20 protein-coding genes are annotated in these 21,543 nt (G+C 67.7%); 10 read left to right on the top strand and 10 right to left on the bottom strand.

Annotated features, from left to right (window positions below; translation table 11 throughout):
* The first annotated feature begins 26 nt into the window (after nucleotides 1-26).
* Together HEP75_RS13430 and HEP75_RS13425 are read left to right on the top strand one after the other, a co-directional pair.
* Nucleotides 27-1,016 (top strand): YiiG family protein, encoded by a 990-nt coding sequence (locus HEP75_RS13430; RefSeq protein ID WP_185823862.1) that lies wholly within the window; start codon nucleotides 27-29, stop codon nucleotides 1,014-1,016.
* A 468-nt stretch (nucleotides 1,017-1,484) separates the two neighbouring features.
* Nucleotides 1,485-2,897, top strand: a complete 1,413-nt coding sequence (locus HEP75_RS13425; RefSeq protein ID WP_185823861.1) for a class II fumarate hydratase — start codon at nucleotides 1,485-1,487, stop codon at nucleotides 2,895-2,897.
* Nucleotides 2,898-3,348: 451 nt separating this feature from the next.
* On the opposite strand, the gene HEP75_RS13420 is transcribed toward HEP75_RS13425, so the two are convergent.
* Genes HEP75_RS13420 through HEP75_RS13390 form a run of 7 tightly spaced genes read right to left on the bottom strand, consistent with a single transcriptional unit; the run spans nucleotide 3,349 to nucleotide 7,778 of the window.
* On the bottom strand, nucleotides 3,349-3,789 hold the full coding sequence (locus HEP75_RS13420; protein ID WP_185823860.1) for a hypothetical protein: 441 nt from the start codon (nucleotides 3,787-3,789) through the stop codon (nucleotides 3,349-3,351).
* Between the two features lie 53 nt (nucleotides 3,790-3,842).
* Nucleotides 3,843-4,403 (bottom strand): DUF2884 family protein, encoded by a 561-nt coding sequence (locus HEP75_RS13415; RefSeq protein WP_185823859.1) that lies wholly within the window; start codon nucleotides 4,401-4,403, stop codon nucleotides 3,843-3,845.
* 40 nt (nucleotides 4,404-4,443) lie between these two features.
* Nucleotides 4,444-5,268: a DUF2807 domain-containing protein gene (locus HEP75_RS13410; RefSeq protein WP_185826602.1), complete on the bottom strand. Its 825-nt coding sequence runs from the start codon at nucleotides 5,266-5,268 to the stop codon at nucleotides 4,444-4,446.
* A gap of 53 nt (nucleotides 5,269-5,321) precedes the next feature.
* On the bottom strand, nucleotides 5,322-6,302 hold the full coding sequence (locus tag HEP75_RS13405) for an ABC transporter permease (RefSeq protein WP_185823021.1): 981 nt from the start codon (nucleotides 6,300-6,302) through the stop codon (nucleotides 5,322-5,324).
* Nucleotides 6,299-7,180 (bottom strand): ABC transporter ATP-binding protein, encoded by an 882-nt coding sequence (locus tag HEP75_RS13400; RefSeq protein ID WP_185816198.1) that lies wholly within the window; start codon nucleotides 7,178-7,180, stop codon nucleotides 6,299-6,301. The genes HEP75_RS13405 and HEP75_RS13400 overlap by 4 nt, the downstream gene beginning before the upstream one ends.
* On the bottom strand, nucleotides 7,177-7,539 hold the full coding sequence (locus tag HEP75_RS13395) for a GntR family transcriptional regulator (RefSeq protein ID WP_185823858.1): 363 nt from the start codon (nucleotides 7,537-7,539) through the stop codon (nucleotides 7,177-7,179). The genes HEP75_RS13400 and HEP75_RS13395 overlap by 4 nt, the downstream gene beginning before the upstream one ends.
* Nucleotides 7,540-7,541: 2 nt before the next feature.
* Complete coding sequence (locus HEP75_RS13390; protein WP_185816199.1) at nucleotides 7,542-7,778, bottom strand: hypothetical protein; 237 nt, start codon at nucleotides 7,776-7,778, stop codon at nucleotides 7,542-7,544.
* Nucleotides 7,779-7,907: 129 nt separating this feature from the next.
* Between HEP75_RS13390 and HEP75_RS13385 the strand changes: the two genes are divergently transcribed.
* The 7 genes from HEP75_RS13385 (at nucleotide 7,908) to HEP75_RS13355 (ending at nucleotide 14,911) form a co-directional block, all read left to right on the top strand.
* Nucleotides 7,908-8,474 carry a glutathione peroxidase gene (locus tag HEP75_RS13385; RefSeq protein ID WP_255423855.1) on the top strand — a complete coding sequence of 189 codons (567 nt, stop codon included), beginning with the start codon at nucleotides 7,908-7,910 and terminating at the stop codon, nucleotides 8,472-8,474.
* An 87-nt stretch (nucleotides 8,475-8,561) separates the two neighbouring features.
* Entirely contained in the window at nucleotides 8,562-9,509 is a 948-nt protein-coding gene (locus HEP75_RS13380) for an FKBP-type peptidyl-prolyl cis-trans isomerase (protein WP_185823857.1), read from the top strand.
* 15 nt (nucleotides 9,510-9,524) lie between these two features.
* Nucleotides 9,525-10,868: a UDP-glucose/GDP-mannose dehydrogenase family protein gene (locus tag HEP75_RS13375; protein ID WP_185823856.1), complete on the top strand. Its 1,344-nt coding sequence runs from the start codon at nucleotides 9,525-9,527 to the stop codon at nucleotides 10,866-10,868.
* Nucleotides 10,858-11,094, top strand: a complete 237-nt coding sequence (locus tag HEP75_RS13370; RefSeq protein ID WP_003481221.1) for a SlyX family protein — start codon at nucleotides 10,858-10,860, stop codon at nucleotides 11,092-11,094. Before HEP75_RS13375 ends, HEP75_RS13370 begins: the two co-directional genes overlap by 11 nt.
* Before the next feature lie 21 nt (nucleotides 11,095-11,115).
* The gene (locus HEP75_RS13365; protein WP_185823855.1) at nucleotides 11,116-11,892 is read left to right on the top strand and encodes a DUF2058 family protein; all 777 of its coding nucleotides are present in this window, start codon (nucleotides 11,116-11,118) and stop codon (nucleotides 11,890-11,892) included.
* Nucleotides 11,893-11,909: 17 nt separating this feature from the next.
* Nucleotides 11,910-14,039 carry an acyltransferase family protein gene (locus HEP75_RS13360; protein WP_185823854.1) on the top strand — a complete coding sequence of 710 codons (2,130 nt, stop codon included), beginning with the start codon at nucleotides 11,910-11,912 and terminating at the stop codon, nucleotides 14,037-14,039.
* Nucleotides 14,040-14,077: 38 nt separating this feature from the next.
* Nucleotides 14,078-14,911 (top strand): transporter, encoded by an 834-nt coding sequence (locus tag HEP75_RS13355; RefSeq protein ID WP_255423854.1) that lies wholly within the window; start codon nucleotides 14,078-14,080, stop codon nucleotides 14,909-14,911.
* Between the two features lie 365 nt (nucleotides 14,912-15,276).
* On the opposite strand, the gene metH is transcribed toward HEP75_RS13355, so the two are convergent.
* The 3 genes from metH to HEP75_RS13340 form a co-directional block, all read right to left on the bottom strand.
* The gene (gene metH / locus HEP75_RS13350; RefSeq protein ID WP_185823853.1) at nucleotides 15,277-18,024 is read right to left on the bottom strand and encodes a methionine synthase; all 2,748 of its coding nucleotides are present in this window, start codon (nucleotides 18,022-18,024) and stop codon (nucleotides 15,277-15,279) included.
* A gap of 117 nt (nucleotides 18,025-18,141) precedes the next feature.
* Nucleotides 18,142-19,260, bottom strand: coding sequence for a homocysteine S-methyltransferase family protein (locus HEP75_RS13345; protein WP_185823852.1), 1,119 nt, complete (start codon nucleotides 19,258-19,260; stop codon nucleotides 18,142-18,144).
* On the bottom strand, nucleotides 19,257-20,240 hold the full coding sequence (locus HEP75_RS13340) for a metalloregulator ArsR/SmtB family transcription factor (protein ID WP_185816208.1): 984 nt from the start codon (nucleotides 20,238-20,240) through the stop codon (nucleotides 19,257-19,259). Before HEP75_RS13340 ends, HEP75_RS13345 begins: the two co-directional genes overlap by 4 nt.
* 93 nt (nucleotides 20,241-20,333) lie before the next feature.
* Here HEP75_RS13340 and HEP75_RS13335 point away from each other — a divergent pair, with 93 nt between their 5' ends.
* Nucleotides 20,334-21,515 carry an acyl-CoA dehydrogenase family protein gene (locus HEP75_RS13335; protein WP_185823851.1) on the top strand — a complete coding sequence of 394 codons (1,182 nt, stop codon included), beginning with the start codon at nucleotides 20,334-20,336 and terminating at the stop codon, nucleotides 21,513-21,515.
* The last annotated feature ends 28 nt before the right edge of the window (nucleotides 21,516-21,543 follow it).

Below are 21,543 nucleotides of genomic sequence, written 5' to 3'. Positions count from 1 at the left end.
ACCGTTTTCAACAAGGACGTGCTTCTATGACTTCCCGCCTCCGCCTGGCTGCGCTGGCCGCTGCCGTCTCCGTTTTCCTGGTCGCCTGCGGCGGCAAGCCCTCGGCTGCTCCTGCCGGCCCGGCCGATGGCAAGGCGCCCGCCGACCAAGCCGCGAGCGATCCGCACGAGGCGCTGACCATCAAGCTCAACGCGTACATCGAGTGCTTCAACAAGGTCGATGCGGACATCCACCGCGGCGCCCAGTCCTATGTCGGCTGGATGAAGGATCCCGCCGCCGGTCCCACCGGCAAGGAAACGAGCGTGTACGGGCCGGCCAAGATCGACGAGTACGACATGAAGGTCTGCGATGCGCCGATGCAGCAGGCGGTCGCCGCCAAACCGCTGCTGCCGGCCCTGGATGCCGCCGCGAAGCGTTACGCGACGGCGCTGAAGGCGCTGCAGCCGCTCGGCAACCAGGTGCGCGATTACTACGAGCGCGAGGACTATCAGGACGACGGATTCGCCAAGGGCAAGCAGCTGCATGCGCCGCTGATGGCGGCACTGTCCGAATTCTCCGAGGCGAGCCATGCGTTCAGCGCCGAACTGGATGCGCAGAACGACGCCGCGCAGCGCGAGCAACTGAAGGCCATGGAAAAGGTCGAAGGCCGCACCCGCGACTTCTACCGGATGTCGATGATGCTCGAGGCCAAGGACATCGTCGCCCTGTTGCAGGAGGATGCGTTCGATACGGCCAAGGCCACGGCCTTGCTCGACGGCTTCAACACGCTGTCCGACGAAGCGCACGCCAAGGTCGCCGACCAGGAACCGGGCAAGCTGGACTGGAACAGTTTCGAAACCGCCGCGGAGAACTTCCGCAAGGAAGGCAAGGCGCGGATCAAGCGGGTCGTCGACAAGACCCCGTACAGCCGCATGGAACAGGGCTGGCTGGACAACCCGACGCTGGCGCCGGAAGGCTCGCCGGGACGGCTGCTGAAGAAGTACAACGACCTGGTCTTTCAGAGCAACCGCCAGTAACCGCAGGTCGCGGCGGCCGGCGGCAACGCGGCCGCCGCTGCGCCTGGATCGGGAACCCGGTCGCGCGGCGATGTCGTGCCGGCCGCTGCCGAAGTGCCCAGGCCTTCGCCACCGCTGGCCGATTCCCACGTTCGATCCGATCGCATCCATGCCAGGCGCGCTTGGCGCGCTCGGCCAACGCCTGGCCGCCGCTTCACTTCCTGCGCGGTACTGGCCAAGACTCCGACATCCGCGAGGCATGCATCGGCAGCGGCATGGCTGGGTGATGCGTGCCGTCCGCATCGCCATGCGGCGGCTGCGCCGCGCCTCCAGGCCTTGCTAACAACCCTTGGCGCACACTGCTGACGCCGGGCGCTGTGCCGCGGATAATGCCTGCGCCAGCCGCAGCTCCGCCAGCCTGCCTTCCCCGGACGTCCCTCGCGACAGCGCCGGGTGGAATTCCTCTTATGCAGATGTGGAGATTGCGCAATGAGCGACAAATTCAGGGTCGAGCACGACAGCATGGGCGAGTTGCAGGTGCCGGCCGAGGCGCTGTGGGGTGCCCAGACCCAGCGTGCGGTGCAGAATTTCCCGGTGTCCGGGCAGCCGATGCCGCGCGGCTTCATCCGCGCGCTGGGCCTGATCAAGGCTGCCGCGGCCGGGGTCAACGCCGACCTGGAGCTGCTGCCCAAGGCCGTGGCCAAGGTGGTGCAGGCGGCCGCGCTGGAGGTGGCCGACGGCAGGCACGATGCGCACTTCCCGATCGACATCTACCAGACCGGCTCGGGCACCTCGTCCAACATGAATGCCAACGAGGTCATCGCCACCTTGGCCTCGCGCGCGGCCAAGCCGGGCGCGCCGGCGGTGCATCCGAACGACCACGTCAACCTCGGCCAGAGTTCCAACGACGTGGTGCCGACCGCGATCCGCGTCTCCGCCCAACTGGCCACGCAGGAACAGCTGCTGCCGGCGTTGAAGCACCTGCGCAAGGTCATCGACAAGCGCGCCAAGCAACTGGATAAAGTGGTCAAGACCGGGCGCACGCACCTGATGGATGCGATGCCGCTGACCTTCGGCCAGGAGTTCGGGGCGTGGTCGGCGCAGCTGGCCTCGGCGCAGGAGCGGCTGCAGGACAGCCTCAAGCGGCTGCGCCGGCTGCCGTTGGGCGGCACCGCGATCGGCACCGGGATCAACGCCGATCCGCGCTTCGGCGGCAAGGTGGCCAAGGCGCTGTCCGCGCTGACCGGTTGCAAGTTCGACAGCGCCGACAACAAGTTCGAAGGCCTGGCGGCGCAGGACGATGCGGTGGAACTGTCCGGCCAGCTCAATGCGCTGGCAGTGGCGCTGATCAAGATCGCCAACGACCTGCGCTGGATGAACGCCGGACCGCTGGCCGGCCTCGGCGAGATCGAATTGCCGGCGCTGCAGCCGGGCAGCTCGATCATGCCGGGCAAGGTCAATCCGGTCATTCCCGAGGCCACGGTGATGGTCTGCGCGCAGGTCATCGGCCACCACACCGCGATCACCGTAGCCGGGCAGACCGGCAACTTCCAGTTGAACGTGGCGCTGCCGCTGATCGCGGCCAACCTGCTGGATTCGATCAACCTGCTGGCCAACGTGTCGCGGCTGCTGGCCGATTCGGCGATCGCCGGGCTGAAGGTGCGCGAGGACCGGGTCCGCGAGACCCTGGACCGCAATCCGATCCTGGTCACCGCGCTGAATCCGATCATCGGCTACGAAAAAGCGGCGGCGATCGCCAAGCGCGCCTACAAGGAGAACCGCCCGGTGCTGGAGATCGCGCTGGAGGACAGCGGCCTGGGCGAAGCCGAACTGCGCAAGCTGCTCGACCCGGCGGCGCTGACCAAGGGCGGCATCCACGCCGGCGCGGGCGGCGGCGGCTGAGGCATGCCCGCATGGTGCGGCGGGTGCCGTGCCATGCGGGCTGGCGTGTCGCATTTGAAATGCGGATGTGGGTGGCCGGAGGCCGTCCGCCGAGGTGTAAACCGGAGCCACTAGACGAGCTTCCGGCAGATCGGCCAATCAGCCGCGACACAGTTCCGAAGCCTGTACCTTCACGGCTTCGCGCGTCGCGACTGAAGTCGCTCCCACAACTGGGTTATGGGAGCGCCAGCTAGATGCACTGTAGTAGGGGCTCCAGCCTCAAGGGTATCGAAGCCGGAACCTTTGCCACCGTGCTTGTCGCGGCTGAAGCCGCTCCTACAGGGAAGCCTGCGATGAAATATCCGGGTGCACTGTAGGAGCGGCTTCAGCCGCGACAGAATCCGGCGTTGCACGTCCATCGTCACCGCCGCGGTCGCGACCGATGGCGTGTGTGCGGCAGGCGCCAGCTACCTCAGCGCCGCTCCGCCTGCAGGTTGCCGAAGCTTTCCTGGTACGGCTGCAGCGACGGGATGTCGTGCAGCAATGCGCTCTGCAGGGCGCTGATCTCCGGCGTGGTGGCGAAGCCGACCGAGCGCATGTTCGGGTCCGGCGCCGCGGTTTCCAGGGTGCGCTGGCGCTGCATCTGCAAGTGCATGAACAGCTGTTGCAGCTGGGTGCGTTGCGCCTGCGGCAGCGGCAGTTCGATGTCGTCGATGCGCAGGCTGCCGTCGGGGCCGATCGAGGCGTTGGCGGCCGGCGCGCGGCGCAGCATCACGCTCATGCTGTCCACCGACACGCGCGGCTTGCCGCGCTCGGCGCGCGAGGACGAGGCTGCGCCGTCGCGCGCGCCGCACGCCGCCAGCAGCAGGCACAGCGAGATCAGGGAAAACCAGGCGACTAGCGTCTTCTTCATCGATCGATTCGGAGCAGGAGGGTCCCGGCCATTTTAGGCCGGGACCGCCGCAATTACTTGACCGATTTGTCGCAGTCGCTGATGTCGCTGGCGTCCAGGCTGGCGTAGGGGCGGAACGCCGGCACTTTCTGCGCCAGCGTGTCCTGCGCCTGGCGCAGCGTCGCCACCTGCGCGCAGATCTTCAGCGCTTCCTGCTTGAGCTTCTCGGCCTGCGCCTCGATGTGCTCGCCGACATGCTCGGTGTTGCCGCTGATGACTCCGGCCAGCGCGTCGCCGGCCGCCTTCACGCCCAGCGCCGCGCCTTGCTTGCCGACCTCCAGGCCCTGCATGCCGACCGCGCCGAGTTGTTCGCGATAGCGAGCCAGCACGGCGTGCTGTTCAGCGTCGAGCGCGACCTGCTTGCCGTCGATCAGCAACTCGCCGGTGCGGGTGATGGTCGCCGGCGGTTGCCCGGACACCTTCAGGGTGATGTCGCCATTGTCGAAACTCAGGCTGCGCGCGCTGGACGTGTTGCTGGTGGTCCTGTCCGACTGCGGGGTCGAGGGCTGGCAGGCAGCCAGGGCCAATAGCGCGATCAGGGCGATGCCGGCCAACGGCAGGGAACGATGCTGCATGGGTGAGTCCTCGGTCGAAGCGAGAAGGGAAGGCCGCGGCTCAGCGCGGCTTGGGCACGTTGACGCTGCCGCGCACGCCGCTGTGGTGGATGTCGCCGCTGCCGACCCGCTCCACGGTGAGGTTGCCACCGACGCCGTTGACTTCCAGGTCGCCGGAGCCGATCGATTGCAGCGCCACGCTGCCGGTCACGTCGCGCAACTGCGCATCGCCGGAGCCGATGCTGCCGATCTGCACCGCGCCGCGCACGCCGTGCACGGTCAGGTCGCCGGAGCCGACGGTGCCGATCTTGACGTCGCCGCCCACCTGGCTCGCCTTGACGTCGCCCGAACCCAACGTCGGCAGGCTGAGGCTGCCGATGTCGCGCAGTTCGATGTCGCCCGATCCCACCGTGGCGCTGACCGCGCCGCGCACGCCGTGCGCATGCAGGTCGCCGGAGCCGACCGTGGCGTCGAGCGAGGCCACGCCGCCGATGTCGGCATCGCCGGAGCCCAGGCGCAACTGCACGGGCAGGGAACTCGGCACGCTGCCAGCCAGGTCCAGGTAGGCGTAGCGGGTGCCCGAGCTGATGCCGTGGATCTTGCCGTCGTGCTGCAGGGTCACGATCAGTGTGTCACCTTCGCGGCGCTGGCGCACGGTCAGCTCCTTGAGCATGTCCGCATCGGAGGCGCAGGCGCGGCCGCGCAGTTCGAACGCGGCACCGCTGGCGCCGGTCAGCTTGAGGTTGTTCTGCTGCGCGTCGAAGATCACATTCTTGGCGCCCGCCAAGTCCAGTTTCAGGTTGCGTGGCTCGGAATGCCGGCATTCGTCGGCCAGGGCCAGGGCCGGTACCAGCAGCAGCGCGGACATCAGCAAGGTCTTGCGCATCATCGTGAACTCCATATGCAAAGAGGGAATCGGGAAAGGGAGAACGGTGCGGATCAGGCTTCGTCGCGCCAGCGGCGCAGATAGATCGCTGCGACGATGAAGGCCACGCCGATCGCCGCGCCGATCCAGATGTCGGCGCTCTGGAAGATGCGCCAGGCGTCGCTGAGTTGGATTGCGTTGGCCAAGTCCTGGGCACCGTCGATCTGCATCGGCGGCGCGCTCTCGCTGAGCACCGGCAGCCAGGTGCCCGGCAGCACGCTCAGCAGGCCGCGGTAGACCACCGTGTACCAGATCGCGTTGTGGTTCACGTGCAGCATCGGCAAGATGCCCATCATGCTCGCCATCACGCAGCCCAGGACCGGGATCAGCACCGCCCACAGGAACGGCTTGGTGCGCGCCCAGGCCGAGCAGAACATCAGCCAGCCGATGGTCGGCAGCGACCACATCACGTAGATCGGCAGGTTCGACAACACCCCGCCGATGATGCGCAGCGGATGCGAGTGGGTGAACACCGCGCTGCTCTGGGTGATGCCGTTGACCGAGATGGTCAGTGCGGTGATCACCCACAGGGCGACGCCGATCAGCAGACCGATGCCGATCGCCACGATCGGCGCCAGCAGCAGCGCCCAGACGGCCTTGGACAGCACCGTGCTCAGGTCCGACAGCGGCAGCGACTTCCAAAACAGCACGCTGCGGTCGCGGCGGTCGTCGTACAGCGAGCCCAGCGCGTAGAAGAACACCACGAAGCCAAGCACGATGCAGGCGATGACCACGCCGGCCAGCATGGTGCCGTCGCCGACCGCACCGACGATCTCGTGCAGCTTCTCCGGCCCGCCGTCGACGTTGATGCCGTTGCTGTCGTTGCCGTGGCCGGCGATGGTGCCGATCAGCGCCAGCACCGCGTACATCACGGTGACCACCGCACCGGCGATGACCGGCGCCCACAGGAAACCGCCGCGGTGTTCCCAGAATTCGCGCTTCAGCAGCCACTTGAAGGTGGACAGCGGCGAGATGGACTTGGCGGGTGCGTTCATGCGTAGGTCCCCTTCATGATGGCGACGAACAGGTCGGCGAGGCCGGGGTTGCGGGTTTCGCCCAGCGCGGCCAGCTGTGCCTGCGGCACGCCGTCGTACAGGAACACGGTCTTGCCGAACGGCAGGCCACGCTCGTCGATCGGCTGCAGCGCGCGCGCCGCGTCGATGCGCTCGGCCGGCACCAGCAGTTCGGTGTAGCGCGTGGCCATATGCTCCATGTCGGCGCTGAGCACGATGCGGCCGTCGCGGATGAACAGCACGTCGGTGAGGATGTGCTCGATCTCCTCGACCTGGTGGGTGGTGATGATGATGGTCTTCTGTTCGTCGAAGTAGTCTTCCAGCAGGCGCTGGTAGAACTCCTTGCGGTACAGGATGTCCAGGCCCAGGGTGGGCTCGTCGAGCACCAGCAGGCGCGCGTCGATGGCCATCACCAGCGCCAGGTGCAGCTGCACGATCATGCCCTTGGACATTTCGCGCACGCGCAGCTTCGGCGTGAGCTTGGTGTTGGCCAGGAAACGCTCGCACTTGGCGCGGTCGAAGCGCGGATGCACGCCGGCGACGAAGTCGATCGCCTCGCGTACCCGCATCCAGCGCGGCAGCACCGCCACGTCGGCGATGAAGCACACGTCGTTCATCAGCTCGTTGCGCTGCTTGCGCGGGTCCATGCCCAGCACGCGCAGTTCGCCCTCGACCGCGGTCAGGCCGAGCACCGCTTTCAAGGCGGTGGTCTTGCCGGCGCCGTTGGGGCCGATCAGGCCGACGATGCGGCCCGGCGCGATCGCGAACGAGGTATCGGCCAGCGCCGGCTTGTGGTTGTAGGTCTTGCGCAGCGAGCGCGCGGAGACGACGGATTCGGATGCGGCGACAGCGGCAGTCATGGTGTTTTCCCCGGTGGCAACAAGTCTTCCAGTGTCAGGCCCAGGCGCTGGATCCGTTCCAGCACCAGAGGCCACTCTTCGTTGAGAAAGCGGTCGCGTTCGCTGCCGCGCAGCTTCTTGGCCGCTTCCTCGGTCATGAACATGCCCAGCCCGCGGCGCTTCTCGACCAGGGCCTCGTCGGCCAGTTCCTGGTAGGCACGCGAAACGGTGATCGGGTTGAGCTGGTATTCGGCGGCGACCTGGCGCACCGAGGGCAGCGCATCGCCGGGCTTGATGATTCCATCCAGCATCATCGCGATCACGCGATCCTTCAGCTGGCGGTAGATCGGAGCGCCATCGCTCCAGTGGATATCGCTCATGGTCAGCTCCGTGGACGCAGCGTGTGCGCGAAGGAGAAATAGGGCATCGACAGCGATGCGCGCATCCGCCGTACCGGCGCGGGCGCGGCGGGAGGGGCGCGGCTGTCTTCCTGCGGCTCGCTGGCGCCATAATCGGGCGACCGTCCCTGGCTACCTTGGGCGCCGACCCAGCTCACCGAGAACAGGGCGCCGACGATGACCATGGCCGGAAGGCTGCGCTGCATGCGTTGGAGGTTCATCGTTTCCCCTGCTCTGGATGAGTGGTGTTGTATTTAACTATAACACCGTCACACGTCATGTCAACACAGCGACCACCCCAACTCATGGCCTAGTGCCTGCGCGTTTCCCTTTCTCCTTACGGTGCCCAGATGAAACTATCCAAACGCTTGTTTTTCCTCGCGATCCTGGCCGCTGCCGGCACCGTTGGCAGTGCCTGGGCGGCGTCGCTGCTGGACCAGGACTACCGTCCGCTGGCCGGCAAGGACAAGGTGAATCTGAACAAGACCTACGGCGGCAAGGTGCTGCTGGTGGTCAATACCGCCAGCAAGTGCGGCTTCACCCCGCAATACGACGGCCTGGAGCAGCTGCAGCAGCGCTACGCCGCGCAGGGCTTCAGCGTGCTCGGTTTCCCGTCCAACGACTTCAAGGGGCAGGAGCCCGGTTCGGAGAAGCAGATCCAGGAATTCTGCACGCTGACCTACGGGGTCAAGTTCCCGATGTTCGAGAAGGTGCATGTGCTCGGCACCGAGGCGACGCCGCTGTACCAGCAACTGACCAAGGCCACCGGCGTGGCGCCAGGCTGGAACTTCCACAAGTATCTGATCGCGCGCGACGGACGCGTGGTCGCGCAGTTCCCCAGCAAGATCGCGCCGGACGATCCGGCCCTGCGTGCGGCCATCGAACGCGAACTGAAAGCGCAGTCGGGATCACATTGAATCCGGGTCGATATCGTTGCCGCGCATGCGACAATGCGGCCTCTGCGCCATGGCGGCGCCTCTAATTCACTTCCAGGAAAGTAGCGAATGAAGATGGGAATGCGCGGCGCCGTGGCGTCGCTGTTGATGGGGATGGCGGTGGTGGCGGGCAGCGCGTCCGCGCAGGCGCCGGCTGCGGCCAAGCCGGCGGCGCTGAGCAGCGAGAAGCAGAAGGTCAGCTATGCGATCGGCATGGACGTGGCGCGCTCGTTCGAGCCCATCGCCCAGGACATCGATCTGGACGCCATGCAGCGCGCGATCGAGAACGCGTTCAAGGGCGGCAAGCCGTTGTTGTCCGACGAGCAGGCGCAGGCCACCGATACCGCATTGCGTACGCAGATGGCCGCGCGCGCCGGGCAGCCGATCCCGGGCATGGCGCCGGGCAGCCAGCCGCCGCCGGTGTCCAAGCAGAACGTGGGCCTGATGCTCGGCGATCGCGCGGTCGGCCCGTCGCTGGCGCGGATCCAGAACGAGATCGATCTGGGCATCTTGATGGGCGCGGTACGCACCGTGTTCGCCAAGGGCGACACCGCGATGACCCAGGAGCAGGCGGCCGCCACGCTGCAGGCCTACAGCGCCTCCAAGCAGGCCGCCGCGTCGACCGAGAACCGCGAGAAGGGCAACGCCTTCCTGGCCCAGAACAAGACCCAGAAGGGCGTGGTCACCACGCCGTCGGGCCTGCAGTACATGGTGCTGCGCCAGGGCAGCGGCGAACGGCCGATGCCGACCAGCAAGGTGCGGGTGAACTACGAAGGCAAGCTGCTCAATGGCGAAGTGTTCGACAGCTCGTACAAGACCGGGCAGCCGGCCGAGTTCTCGCTCAGCCAGGTGGTGCCGGGCTGGAGCGAGGGCGTGGCGCTGATGCCGGTCGGCTCCAAGTACCGTTTCTGGATTCCGTCGAACCTGGGCTACGGCCCGCAGGGCACGCCGGGCGGCCCGATCGGCCCGGATTCCATGCTCACCTTCGACGTTGAACTGTTGGGCATCCTTCAATAACCGAAAGGAGATTACATGCGCGTAGCGATATTCGGCACCGGCTATGTCGGGCTTGTCACCGGAACCTGTCTGGCCGAGGTAGGCCATCACGTGGTGTGCGTGGACATCGACCAAGCCAAAGTGGATGGGCTCAACAAGGGCGTGGTCCCGATCTACGAGCCTGGCCTCTCGCCGATGGTCAAGGCCAATCACGCCGCACGGAGGCTGTTCTTCACCACCGACGCGGCCAGCGCCATCGCGCATGGAGATATCGTGTTCATCGCCGTCGGCACGCCGCCGGACGAGGACGGTAGCGCCGATCTGCAGTACGTCCTCGCAGTGGCCCGCACCATCGGCCAGCACATCCAGGGACCGACCGTGGTGGTCAACAAGTCGACGGTGCCGGTCGGGACCGCCGACAAGGTGCGCGCGGCGATCGCCGCCGAGCTGGACAAGCGCGGCGAGACGATCGAGTTCGACGTGGTGTCCAATCCGGAATTCCTGAAGGAAGGCGACGCCGTCGCCGACTGCATGCGTCCGGACCGCATCGTGATCGGCAGCAGCAAGCCGGGCACCGCCGCGCGCCTGCGCCGCCTGTACGCGCCGTTCAACCGCAACCACGACCGCATCGTGGAGATGGACGTGCGTTCGGCCGAACTGACCAAGTACGCGGCCAACGCGATGCTGGCGACCAAGATCAGTTTCATGAACGAGATCGCCAACATCGCCGAGCGGGTCGGCGCCGACGTGGAGAAGGTGCGCCAGGGCATCGGCTCGGATCCGCGCATTGGCTGGCACTTCATCTACCCGGGCGCCGGCTACGGCGGCTCGTGCTTCCCCAAGGACGTGCAGGCGTTGGCGCGCACCGCGCAGCAGTACGGCCACGAGGCCAAGCTGCTGGACGCGGTGGAAGCGGTCAACGAGGCGCAGAAGGGCCATCTGTACGAGCTGATCCAGCGCCACTACGGCGGCCAGAGCGTGGCCGGCAAGACCTTCGCGGTGTGGGGCCTGGCGTTCAAGCCCAATACCGACGACATGCGCGCCGCGTCCAGCCGCCGCCTGCTGGCGCAGCTGTGGGAGGCCGGGGCGACGGTGCGTGCCTACGATCCGGAGGCGACCGAGGAAGCCAAGCGCATCTTCGGCGAACGCGGCGACCTGAGCTTCTGCGAGGATGCCTTCGCGGCGCTGGAAGGCGCCGACGCGCTGGTCGTGGTCACCGAATGGAAGCAGTTCCGCAGCCCGGATTTCACCCGGATGAAGGAACTGCTCGGCGACGCGGTGGTGTTCGACGGCCGCAATCTCTACGATCCGCAGGAAATCGAGACCTTCGGTCTCGCTTACTATGGCATCGGCCGCGGGCGTTCGATCAGTGAAGCATGATTTCTCCACCCAGGATCGACTACTGGAGAACCGGTTGATCGAGCTGGAGACGCGCCTGTCCTTCCAGGAACAGGCGCTGTCCGAGGTCAGCGATGCGTTGGCCGAGGCACGTGCCGAAAGCCAACGCAATGCCACGCTGCTGCGCCATCTGCTCGAAGACCTGGGCAAGGTGCGCAGCACGCTGTATGCCGACGCCGCCGACGAACCACCCCCTCCGCATTATTGATACCGATCCGATCCTGCCACGATGAGCGATACCCTCCGCGACCAGCTGCTGGGCCTGGGCTTCAAGCCTGTGCCGAAACCCGAACGCCCAGAGCGCAACGCCACGCCCGCGCAGCCGTCGCGCGGGCGGCCCGGCCAGCATCCGGCGCATGGCCACAAGCCGTCAGGCGCGCGTGGCGAACGCCCGCACGCCGCCGGCAAGCCTGGTGGCGCGCGCGCGCATGACGGCGCCGGCCGTCCGCGTGGCGACGGTGCCGCTCGTCCGCATCCTGCAGGCGACGGCCGTGGCCGTCCGCAGGGTGCGGGCAGGCCGCAGGGCGCGCCTGGCCAGCAGCCGGCGCGGCCGCACGCCGCACGGCCGCCGCGCACGCGCGAGGACATCGATCTGGCCAAGGCCTATGCGATCCGTGCGCAGCGCGAGAAGGACGAGCGCATCGAGGCCGAACGGCTCAAGCAGGAACAGGCGCGGCTGCGCCGCGAGGCGCGGGCCAAGCTCGACGACCTGCTCAAGGACCAGGCGCTGAATCACGCCGAGGCCGACATCGCCCGCCATTTCCCCTATGGCGGCAAGATCAAGCGCATCTACGTCACCGCCGAGCAGCTCAAGGCGCTCAATGGCGGCGAGCTGGGCGTGCTGCAGCAGAACGGCCGCTACCTGCTGGTGACGGCGGCGCTGCTGGATCAGGCCGAGGCGATCTTCCCGGCGTCGGTGGCGCTGCGGGTCGATCCCAACGCCACGGCCGAAGAAGATCCCTACGCCGATCCGAAGTACCAGATCCCCGACGATCTGGTCTGGTAAGCATGGCTTTCCCAGGGATGGGGAGCGCAGGGAGCGAGCGCCTGCGCCCGTCATCGCCCGCCCACGCGGCGGGCGGCTATCTGCCGTATATCGACGGACTGCGCGCGCTCGCGGTGCTGGCGGTCATTGCCTACCACCTAGATCCGGCCTGGCTGCCGGGCGGGTTCACCGGCGTCGACGTGTTCTTCGTGATCTCCGGCTTCGTGGTCAGCGCCTCGCTGCAGCGCTTGCCCGCGGCCGGCAGTTGGAGTGTGTTCGCGCAGTTCTATGCGCGGCGCATGCGCCGCATCGCGCCGGCACTGGTGGCGTGCCTGCTGGCGACCGCGCTGGCCAGTGGCCTGTTCATTCCCGACTCCTGGTTGAGCGAGACCAGCGCCAAGACCGGGCGCATGGCCTTCGTCGGCCTCAGCAACTGGGTGCTGGCTGCGACCGGCAACGATTATTTCTCGCCGAAGGCCGAGTTCAATCCGTACACGCATACCTGGTCGCTGGGCGTGGAAGAGCAGTTCTATCTGCTGTTCCCGTTGCTGTTCCTGGCCTGGAACCGTGGCGGCCGCGGCCGCGTGTGGTCGACGCTGCTGGTGGCGCTGGCCTCGGCCGGCTCGCTGGCGTATGCGCTGCTGCGCAGCCGCGGTGGCGGCGAGGCCGGCGATGCGTTCTACCTGACCACCGCGCGCTTCTGGCAACTGGGCAGCGGCGTGCTGCTGTACCAGGCGCTGGCGCTGAGCGGGCGCTTCGATGCCGGCGCCGCGCCAGCGCCGCGTGCGGCCTGGAACTGGCGTTCGCCGCTGTTGGCGCTGGCGCTGGGGGCGGTCGGTTACGGATTGTGGCGTGCGCGCCCCGGGTACTCGCCATGGCCCGATGGCCTGTGGCCGGTGTTGGGCACTCTGGGATTGCTGGGATTGCTGCACGGCGCGCCCGCCGGCTGGATCAAGCGGGCGCTGTCGCAGCGCGCGGTGGTGGCGATCGGCCGCGTTTCCTATTCGCTGTACCTGTGGCATTGGCCGGTCTTCGTGCTGTTCCGCTGGACCGTGGGCCTGGAGTCGGCGCTGGCCAAGGCGCTGGCGTTGCTGCTGGTGGCGGTGCTGGCGATCGCGTCGTACCGCTGGGTGGAACTGCCGTGGCGCAGCGGCCGCATCGGCAGGATGCGCACCCCTGCACGCACCATCGCCGCCGGGCTGGGCCTGATCCTGCTCGCCGCCGGCGCGCATGCTTTGTTGCTGGATACGCAGCGCTATTACTCGCTGAGCACGGTGAGCCGGCATCCGCTGGACTGGTACGCGTATGCCAAGGGCATGCGCAAGGAGTTCCCGCACTGCACGCTGAAGACCGGACGCGCGGATCTGCAGGTCGGCAGCGCCAAGCTGTTCGAGCGCGGCGATTGCGACTTGCATAACCGCGATGGCGGGCAGCTGTTCGTCGCCGGCGATTCGCATGCGCTGGCCTACAACGAACTGCTGCGCCGCTTCGCGCTACAGAGCGGCGTGGTGGTGCGCCTGTACGGCGTCGGCGGCTGTCCGATCGTCGGCCTGCAGGCCTGGCAGGCGACGCATGCCGGTTGCCAGGCCTACGAGCGCAGCACCCTGGCCGACGTGCAGGCGCAGGCACGCGACGGCGATGTGCTGTTCCTGCCCGCGCTGCGGCTGCTGCGCCTGGCCGAGCAGACCGAGCTGTTCGACGAGGCGGCGGTGATGGCCGAGCAGGACAGCGCGCAGGCGCAGGCGGTACGCGCCGCCGGCGAGGAGGCGGCGGTCGCGCTGCTGCAGCCGCTGGCGCAGCGCGGCGTGCGCATCGTGTTCGAAGCGCCCAAGCCGTTGCTGCGCGCGCCGCCGTACCGCTGTTCCGACTGGTTCAACCGCGGCAACGCGATCTGCGCGCGCGGCACGCAGATCCAGCGCGACACGATGGAACGCTACCGTGCGCCGGTGCTGCAGAGCCTGCAACGGATCGCCGCGCGGTTGCCGCATGCGTCGGTCTGGGACCCGTTGCCGGTGCTGTGCGAGCCGCAGCGTTGCGCCGGCATGCGCGACGGACACCCGCTGTTCTTCGATGCCGATCACCTCAGCGGCTACGGCAATCGGCTGCTGTTGCCGAGCTTCACGGCGCACTTCAAGGCAGTGCAGGCAGAATCGGGCACGACGCCGTGAGCGGCGGCGTCGCCCAAGGTTCCGGAGGCAAACAGCCCATGAGTACAGGCATTCCCGCCGCGCGGATGCGCGCGTGCGTTCGTATCCACGGCGTGTACGCGAGGCGTCGTGCGGCGGCGCTGATCCGTTGCGCGCCGGTCCTGCTCGGCGGCCTGGGTGCAACAGGCGTCGCCCATGCCGACGATGCGCCGGCATTCGACCGCCCCGGCATCGGCTTCGCATCGCAGACCCTGCCGGCCGGCGGCGTCGCCTGGGAGCAGGCGCTGTCGGACGTGAGCTACGACCGCAGCGGCGGTGTGCGCAGTACCGAATATGTGGCCGACAGCCGGCTGCGGATCGGCCTGAGCGCGCAGGCGGAACTGCAATTGGCCATTGACAGCCAGGTCTGGCAGCGCGTGCGCGGCACCGGCCAGGATTTCCGCGGGCATGGCGGCGGCGATGCCAGCGTCGGGTTGAAATGGGCCTTGCCGAGCACGCGCGACACGTTTTCCTGGGCCGTGCTCGGCACCGCCGCCGTGCCGGTGGGACGCGCGCCGTACGGCGACGACGGGCATCGCTACGACCTCGGCGTCAGCGCCGGCTGGGACCTGGACGGCGGCCGCAATGTCGCGCTGTACGCCAACCTCAGCGACAGCGACGACGGCCACGGCTGGACCGTGTCGCCGAGCTACACGTTCTACGCGCAGGGCAACCTCAGCGCCTATGCCGAAGCCGGCATCGGCGGCGGCGAGGACGAGATGCGCGCGCTCGGCACCGGGCTGACCTGGCTGATCGCCCAGCGCGTGCAACTGGACCTGTCGGTGCTGCGCGGCTTGTCCGCGCCGACCTCGGATTGGCAGGGCGGACTCGGCGTATCGGTGCTGCTGCGCTGAGCGCAGTTAGCCCCTGTCCCTGCGGGAGAGGGGTTGGGGTGAGGGTGCGGCGCGCAGCGTCTCGCTGAGTTTAGGTATGCGAGGCTGCGCCCGCGAAGCGTCTCGCTGAGTTGGGTATGCGAGGCTGCGCCCGTACCCTCATCCGCCCCTTCGGGCCACCTTCTCCCGATGGGAGAAGGAACAGCCGCTGCCCCTCTCCCGTCGGGAGAGGGGTTGGGGTGAGGGTGCGGCGCGCAGCGTCTCGCTGAGTTTGGGTACGCGAGGCTTCGCCCGTACCCTCATCCGCCCCGGCGGGCCACCTTCTCCTGATGGGAGAAGGAAACACTGCGTGGCATGCGTCCCGGTGGGAGAGGGACCTACGCCCCTCACTCCGGATCGTAGTCCAGGTTCGAGGCTAGCCAGCGCTCGGCCTGCAGCAGCGGCACGCCCTTGCGCCGTGCGTAGTCGGCGACCTGTTCCTTGGTCAGCCGCCCGACCACGAAATACTGGCTCTGCGGGTGGCTGAAGTAGTAGCCGGACACCGCCGCGGTCGGCAGCATCGCGAAGCTTTCGGTCAGCGACATGCCAGCATGGCGTTCTGCGTCGAGCAGCGCGAACAGGGTCTTCTTCTCGCTGTGCTCGGGGCAGGCCGGATAGCCGGGGGCAGGGCGGATGCCGCGGTACTTCTCGGCGATCAGCGCCTCGTTGTCCAGCGCCTCGTCGGCGACATAGCCCCAGAATTCGCGGCGCACGCGCTGGTGCAGGCGCTCGGCCAGGGCCTCGGCCAGGCGATCGGCCAGCGCCTTGAGCAGGATCGCGTTGTAGTCGTCGTGCTCGGCCTCGAAGCGCGCCACGTGCGGCTCGATGCCGATGCCCGCGGTGACCGCGAACGCCCCGATCCAGTCCTGCTTGCCGCTGTCCCTGGGCGCGATGAAATCGGCCAGGCAGAAATCGGGGCGCTCGACGGGTTTGTCGACTTGTTGGCGGAGGAAATGCAGGGAATGGGGAATGGAGAATCGGGAATGGTCGAAAGCCGGAGCGTCGTCGCCCGATTCCCCATTCCCGGTTCCCGATTCCCGGTCCGTCAGGACCACGACATCATCTCCCACCGCATTCGCCGGCCACAGCCCGAACACCGCCTTGGCGGTCAGCCACTTCTCGGCGACGATGCGCTTGAGCATCGCGCGCGCGTCGCGGTACAGCTCGCTGGCCTGGCTGCCGACGACCGCGTCGCTGAGGATCGCCGGAAACTTGCCGGCCAGTTCCCAGGCCTGGAAGAACGGGGTCCAGTCGATCAGCTCGATCAGCTCGGGCAGCGGATAGTCGTCGAACACGTGCAGGCCCGGCTGCTTCGGCACCGGCGGCGTGTAGGTGTCCCAGCCGCCGTCGAAGCGCTGCGCGCGCGCCTTCTCCAGCGACACCAGGCGCTTGGCGTCGCCACGGTTCTTGTGACGCTGGCGGATCTCGGCGTAGTCGGCGTCGTTGGCGGCGACGAACGCGGCGCGCAGATCCTTGGAGATCAGCGACTGGGCCACGCCGACCGCGCGCGAGGCGTCCTTGACCCACACCGTCGGCGCGCCGTAGTGCGGGTCGATCTTCAGCGCGGTGTGCGCGCGCGAGGTGGTGGCGCCGCCGATCAGCAGCGGCATCGAGAAGCCCTGCCGCTGCATCTCGCGGGCGACGTGGCTCATCTCCTCCAGCGACGGGGTGATCAGCCCGGACAGGCCGATGATGTCGGCGTTCTCGGCGCGCGCACGGTCGAGGATGGTCTGGGTCGGCACCATCACCCCCAGGTCGATCACGTCGAAGTTGTTGCAGGCCAGGACCACGCCGACGATGTTCTTGCCGATGTCGTGCACGTCGCCCTTGACCGTGGCCATGATGATCTTGCCGTTGGACTTGCCGGTGTCGCCGGTGCGCAGCTTTTCCGCCTCGATGTACGGCAGCAGGTAGGCCACCGCCTTCTTCATCACCCGTGCCGACTTGACCACCTGCGGCAGGAACATCTTGCCGGCGCCGAACAGGTCGCCGACCACGTTCATGCCGTCCATCAGCGGGCCTTCGATCACGTCCAGCGGACGCGTGGACAGCTGCCGCGCTTCCTCGGTATCGAGTTCCACGTAGGCGTCCACGCCGTGCACCAGCGCGTGCGCCAGCCGCGCGCGCACCGGCTTTTCGCGCCATGCCAGGTCCTCGACGCTGCTCTGGCCCTTCTTGCCCTTGTAGCGCTCGGCGATCTCCAGCAGGCGCTCGGTGCCGTCGCGGCGGCGGTTGAGGATCACGTCCTCCACGCGCTCGCGCAGGTCGGGGTCCAGGTCGTCGTAGATCGGCATGCCGCCGGCGTTGACGATGCCCATGTCCATGCCCGCGGCGATCGCGTGGTACAGGAACACCGAGTGGATCGCCTGGCGCACGGTCTCGTTGCCGCGGAACGAGAACGACACGTTGGACACGCCGCCGGACACATGGCAATGCGGCAGGGTCTTGCGGATGATGCGGGTGGCCTCGATGAAGTCCACCGCGTAGTTGTCGTGCTCCTCGATGCCGGTGGCCACGGCGAAGATGTTCGGGTCGAAGATGATGTCTTCCGGCGGGAAACCGACCTGCTCGGTCAGCACCTTGTACGCACGGCTGCAGATCTCGACCTTGCGCGCGCAGGTGTCGGCCTGGCCCTGCTCGTCGAACGCCATCACTACTGCGGCGGCGCCGTAGCGCAGCACCTTGCGCGCGTGCTCGATGAACACCGCCTCGCCTTCCTTCAGCGAGATCGAGTTGACCACGCTCTTGCCCTGCAAACATTTCAGTCCGGCCTCGATTACGCTCCACTTGGAGGAGTCGACCATGATCGGGATGCGCGCGATGTCCGGCTCGGACATGATCAGGTTGAGAAAGCGGGTCATCGCTTTTTCCGAATCGATCAGGCCCTCGTCCATGTTGACGTCGAGGATCTGCGCGCCGCTGGCGACCTGCTGGCGCGCCACCTCCACCGCCTCCTCGTAGCGCTCTTCCTTGACCAGCTTGCGGAACTGCGCGCTGCCGGTGACGTTGGTGCGCTCGCCGATGTTGACGAACAGCAGGTCCGGGGTCAGCAGCAGCGGCTCGAGGCCGGACAGGCGGGTAATGCGGACGGACATGGTCAGTCTTCCAGGATCGTTGCAGTGGGCGCGCAGGCGCGGCCGGCGGGCGCAGCGCACGCTATGCGGCGCGCCTGCGCTGCGAATGCGTAAAGGGGCAGGGAATGCGCGCGCATCTCAGGCCGCCTGTGCCTGCGCCGCCAGCGGCGTGCGCGGACGCAGCCCGCGCACCGCCTCGGCGATCGCCTGGATATGCGCCGGGGTGGTGCCGCAGCAGCCGCCGACCAGGTTGAGCAGGCCGGATTCGGCGAACTCCTTCAGCGTCGCCGCCATTTCCTCAGGGGTCTCGTCGTACTCGCCGAAGGCGTTGGGCAGGCCGGCGTTGGGGTGCGCGCTGACGTAGCCGTCGGCGATCCGCGCCAGGGTCTCCACGTGCGGGCGCAGGTCGCTGGCGCCGAGCGCGCAGTTCAGCCCCACCGACAGCGGCCGGCCGTGCGCGACCGAGGCGTAGAACGCTTCGGCGGTCTGCCCGGACAGGGTGCGCCCGGAGGCGTCGGTGATGGTGCCGGAGATCATCACCGGCAGGCGCCCGCCGCGCGCGTCGAACACTTCCTCGATCGCGTACAGCGCCGCCTTGGCGTTGAGCGTGTCGAAGATGGTTTCCACCATCAGCGTGTCGGCGCCGCCGTCGATCAGGCCTTCGACCGCTTCGCGATAGGTGCCGCGCAGCTCGTCGAAGCTGGTGTTGCGGAAGCCGGGATCGTTGACGTCGGGGCTGATCGAGGCGGTGCGGCTGGTCGGGCCGAGCACGCCGATGACGAAGCGCGGCTTGTCCGGGGTGAGTGCCTCGACCGCGTCGCAGCAGTCGCGCGCGACCTGCGCGCCGGCCTTGTTCAATTCGTAGACCAGGTGTTCCAGGTGGTAGTCGGCCTGGCTGATCGAGGTGGCGTTGAAGGTGTTGGTTTCCAGCAGGTCGGCGCCGGCGTCGAGATAGGCGCGATGGATGCCGGCGATGACTTCCGGCCGCGACAGCAGCAACAGGTCGTTGTTGCCCTTCAGATCATGGCCCTGCGGCGCGTGGTCGCAGCCGGGTCCGTGCACGTGCGCGCCGTCGTAGCCGTCGGCGAAACGCTCGCCGCGGTAGTCGGCCTCCTGCAGGTCGTGGCGCTGGATCATGGTGCCCATCGCGCCATCGATGATCAGGATGCGTTCGGACAGCGCCTGCAACAGCTTTTGCGTGCGCTGCGGATGCAGCCAGGGAATCTGGGACTGAGAAGAACCGTAAGAGATGCTCATTCGCTTGCTCCTGCTTTTGCCTTTGCGATTTCCGAATCCCCATTCCCGAATCCCGGCTTCACCGCAATCAACGAAATCACCTCGAAGTGCGGCGGCCGCTTTTCGCGGGTCACGGTTTCCAGGCTGGACACGTCCAGTCCGGCCTTGTCGACGAACTTGCGCAGCTCCTTGGAGGCGAAGCCCAGGTTGACGTGGCCGTAGGCCTGCACCGCGGCCTTGTGTTCGTGGCGGGCGAGGCTGCACAGCAGCAGGCGCCCGCCGGGGCGCAGCACCCGCGCCGACTCGGCCACCGCCTGCGCCGGCTTGGCCGCGTAGGTCAGCGCGTGCATCATCACCACCAGGTCGAAGCTGGCATCGGCGAACGGCAGCGCGTGCATGTCGCCTTCGCGTACTTCCACGTTGCTCAGGCGGCGCAGGCGTTCGCTGGCCGCGGCCACCACCCGTGCGCTGGTGTCGATGCACACGTAGCGGCGCGCATGCGGGGCCACCAGTTCGGCCAGCACGCCGTCGCCGGAGGCGATGTCGAGCACATCGCCGGTTTCCAGCAGCGGCAACGCGGTGCGTGCCAGCGCTTCCCAGGTGCGCCCGGGCGAGTAGTGGCGTTCCATGTCGCCGGCCACCGAATCGGCCCAGTTCTGGTCGGCGGCGCGATTGGCCAGCACCGCGGCCACGCGCTCGGCGTCCTGGCGCAGCAGCGGATCGTCGCTGCCGGTGCTCAGCGCCAGCCACAGCGCGCGCTGCGCCGGGTCCAGCTGCGCCTCGTCGAAGCGGTAGTAGGCCGACACGCCGGCGCGGCGGTCGCGCACCAGCCCGGCCTCCTTCAGCTTGGCCAGGTGGGTGGACACGCGCGGTTGCGCCAGCCGGGTGATCGCCGACAGCTCGGCTACGGTCAGCTCTTCCTGCTCCAGCAATGCCAGCAGGCGCACCCGGGTCGCATCGGCGAACACCTTCAGCCGGGTCGACCAGTCCTCCAGATCCATAATATCTTCCTATCGCGATATAGAGATATTCTGGTCCCGCGGGCCGATCGGGTCAAGTCGTGCACACGCCTGCGTATGGTCTGGGTGGCTACAATGGCGCACCAGACAGCCCGGGAGGGGTTCTACGTGGATTTCAGCTTTACTGAAGAACAATTGATGATCCAGGACGTGGCGCGACGCATCGCCCAGGAACGGATCGCCCCGAGCGCCGAGCATCACGACCGCACCGGCGAGTTCCCGCTGGAGAACATCCGCCTGCTCGGCGAGAACGGCCTGATGGGCATCGAGGTGCCGGAGGAGTACGGCGGTGCCGGCATGGACCCGATCGCCTACGTGCTGGCGATGGTCGAGATCGCCGCCGGCGACGCCGCCCATTCCACCATCGTGTCGGTCAACAACTCGCTGTTCTGCGCCGGCATCCTGAAGAACGGCAACGAGGCGCAGAAGCAGAAGTACGTGCGTGCGATCGCCGACGGCAGCCACATCGGCGCGTTCGCGCTGACCGAGCCGCAGTCCGGCTCCGACGCCACCGCGATGCGGTGCCGGGCGGTGCGCCAGGACGACGGTAGCTTCGTGGTCAACGGCAAGAAGAGCTGGATCACCTCCGGCCCGGTCGCCAAGTACATCGTGCTGTTCGCGGTCACCGATCCGGAGCAGGGTTCGCGCGGCATCACCGCGTTCGTGATCGACACCGACAAGCCCGGCTTCCATCGTGGCAAGACCGAGCCCAAGCTCGGCATCCGCGCTTCGGCCACCTGCGAGATCGAGTTCCAGGATTACGTCGCGACCCCGGACGAGGTGCTGGGCGCGCCGGGCGAGGGCTTCAAGATCGCGATGAGCGTGCTCGACGCCGGCCGCATCGGCATCGCCTCGCAGGCGATCGGCATCGCCCGCGCCGCCTACCAGGCCACCCTGGACTACGTGAAGGAGCGCAAGGCGTTCGGCTCGCCGATCGGCGCGTTCCAGATGACCCAGGCCAAGATCGCCGACATGAAGTGCAAGCTCGACGCGTCGCTGTTGCTGACGCTGCGCGCGGCATGGGTGAAGGGGCAGGGCCAGCGCTTCACCACCGAGGCCTCGGTGGCCAAGCTGACCGCGTCCGAAGCGGCGATGTGGATCACCCACCAGGCGGTGCAGATCCATGGCGGCATGGGCTACTCGAAGGAAATGCCGCTGGAGCGCTATTTCCGCGATGCCAAGATTACCGAGATCTACGAAGGCACGTCTGAAATCCAGCGCTTGGTGATTGCCCGCAACGAGACCGGGTTGCGCTGAGGCCGGGATTGGGGATTCGGGATTGGGG

The organism is Xanthomonas sp. SI, from assembly GCF_014236855.1.
Lineage (GTDB): Bacteria > Pseudomonadota > Gammaproteobacteria > Xanthomonadales > Xanthomonadaceae > Xanthomonas_A.
This window is presented reverse-complemented; position numbering and strand designations above follow the sequence as displayed.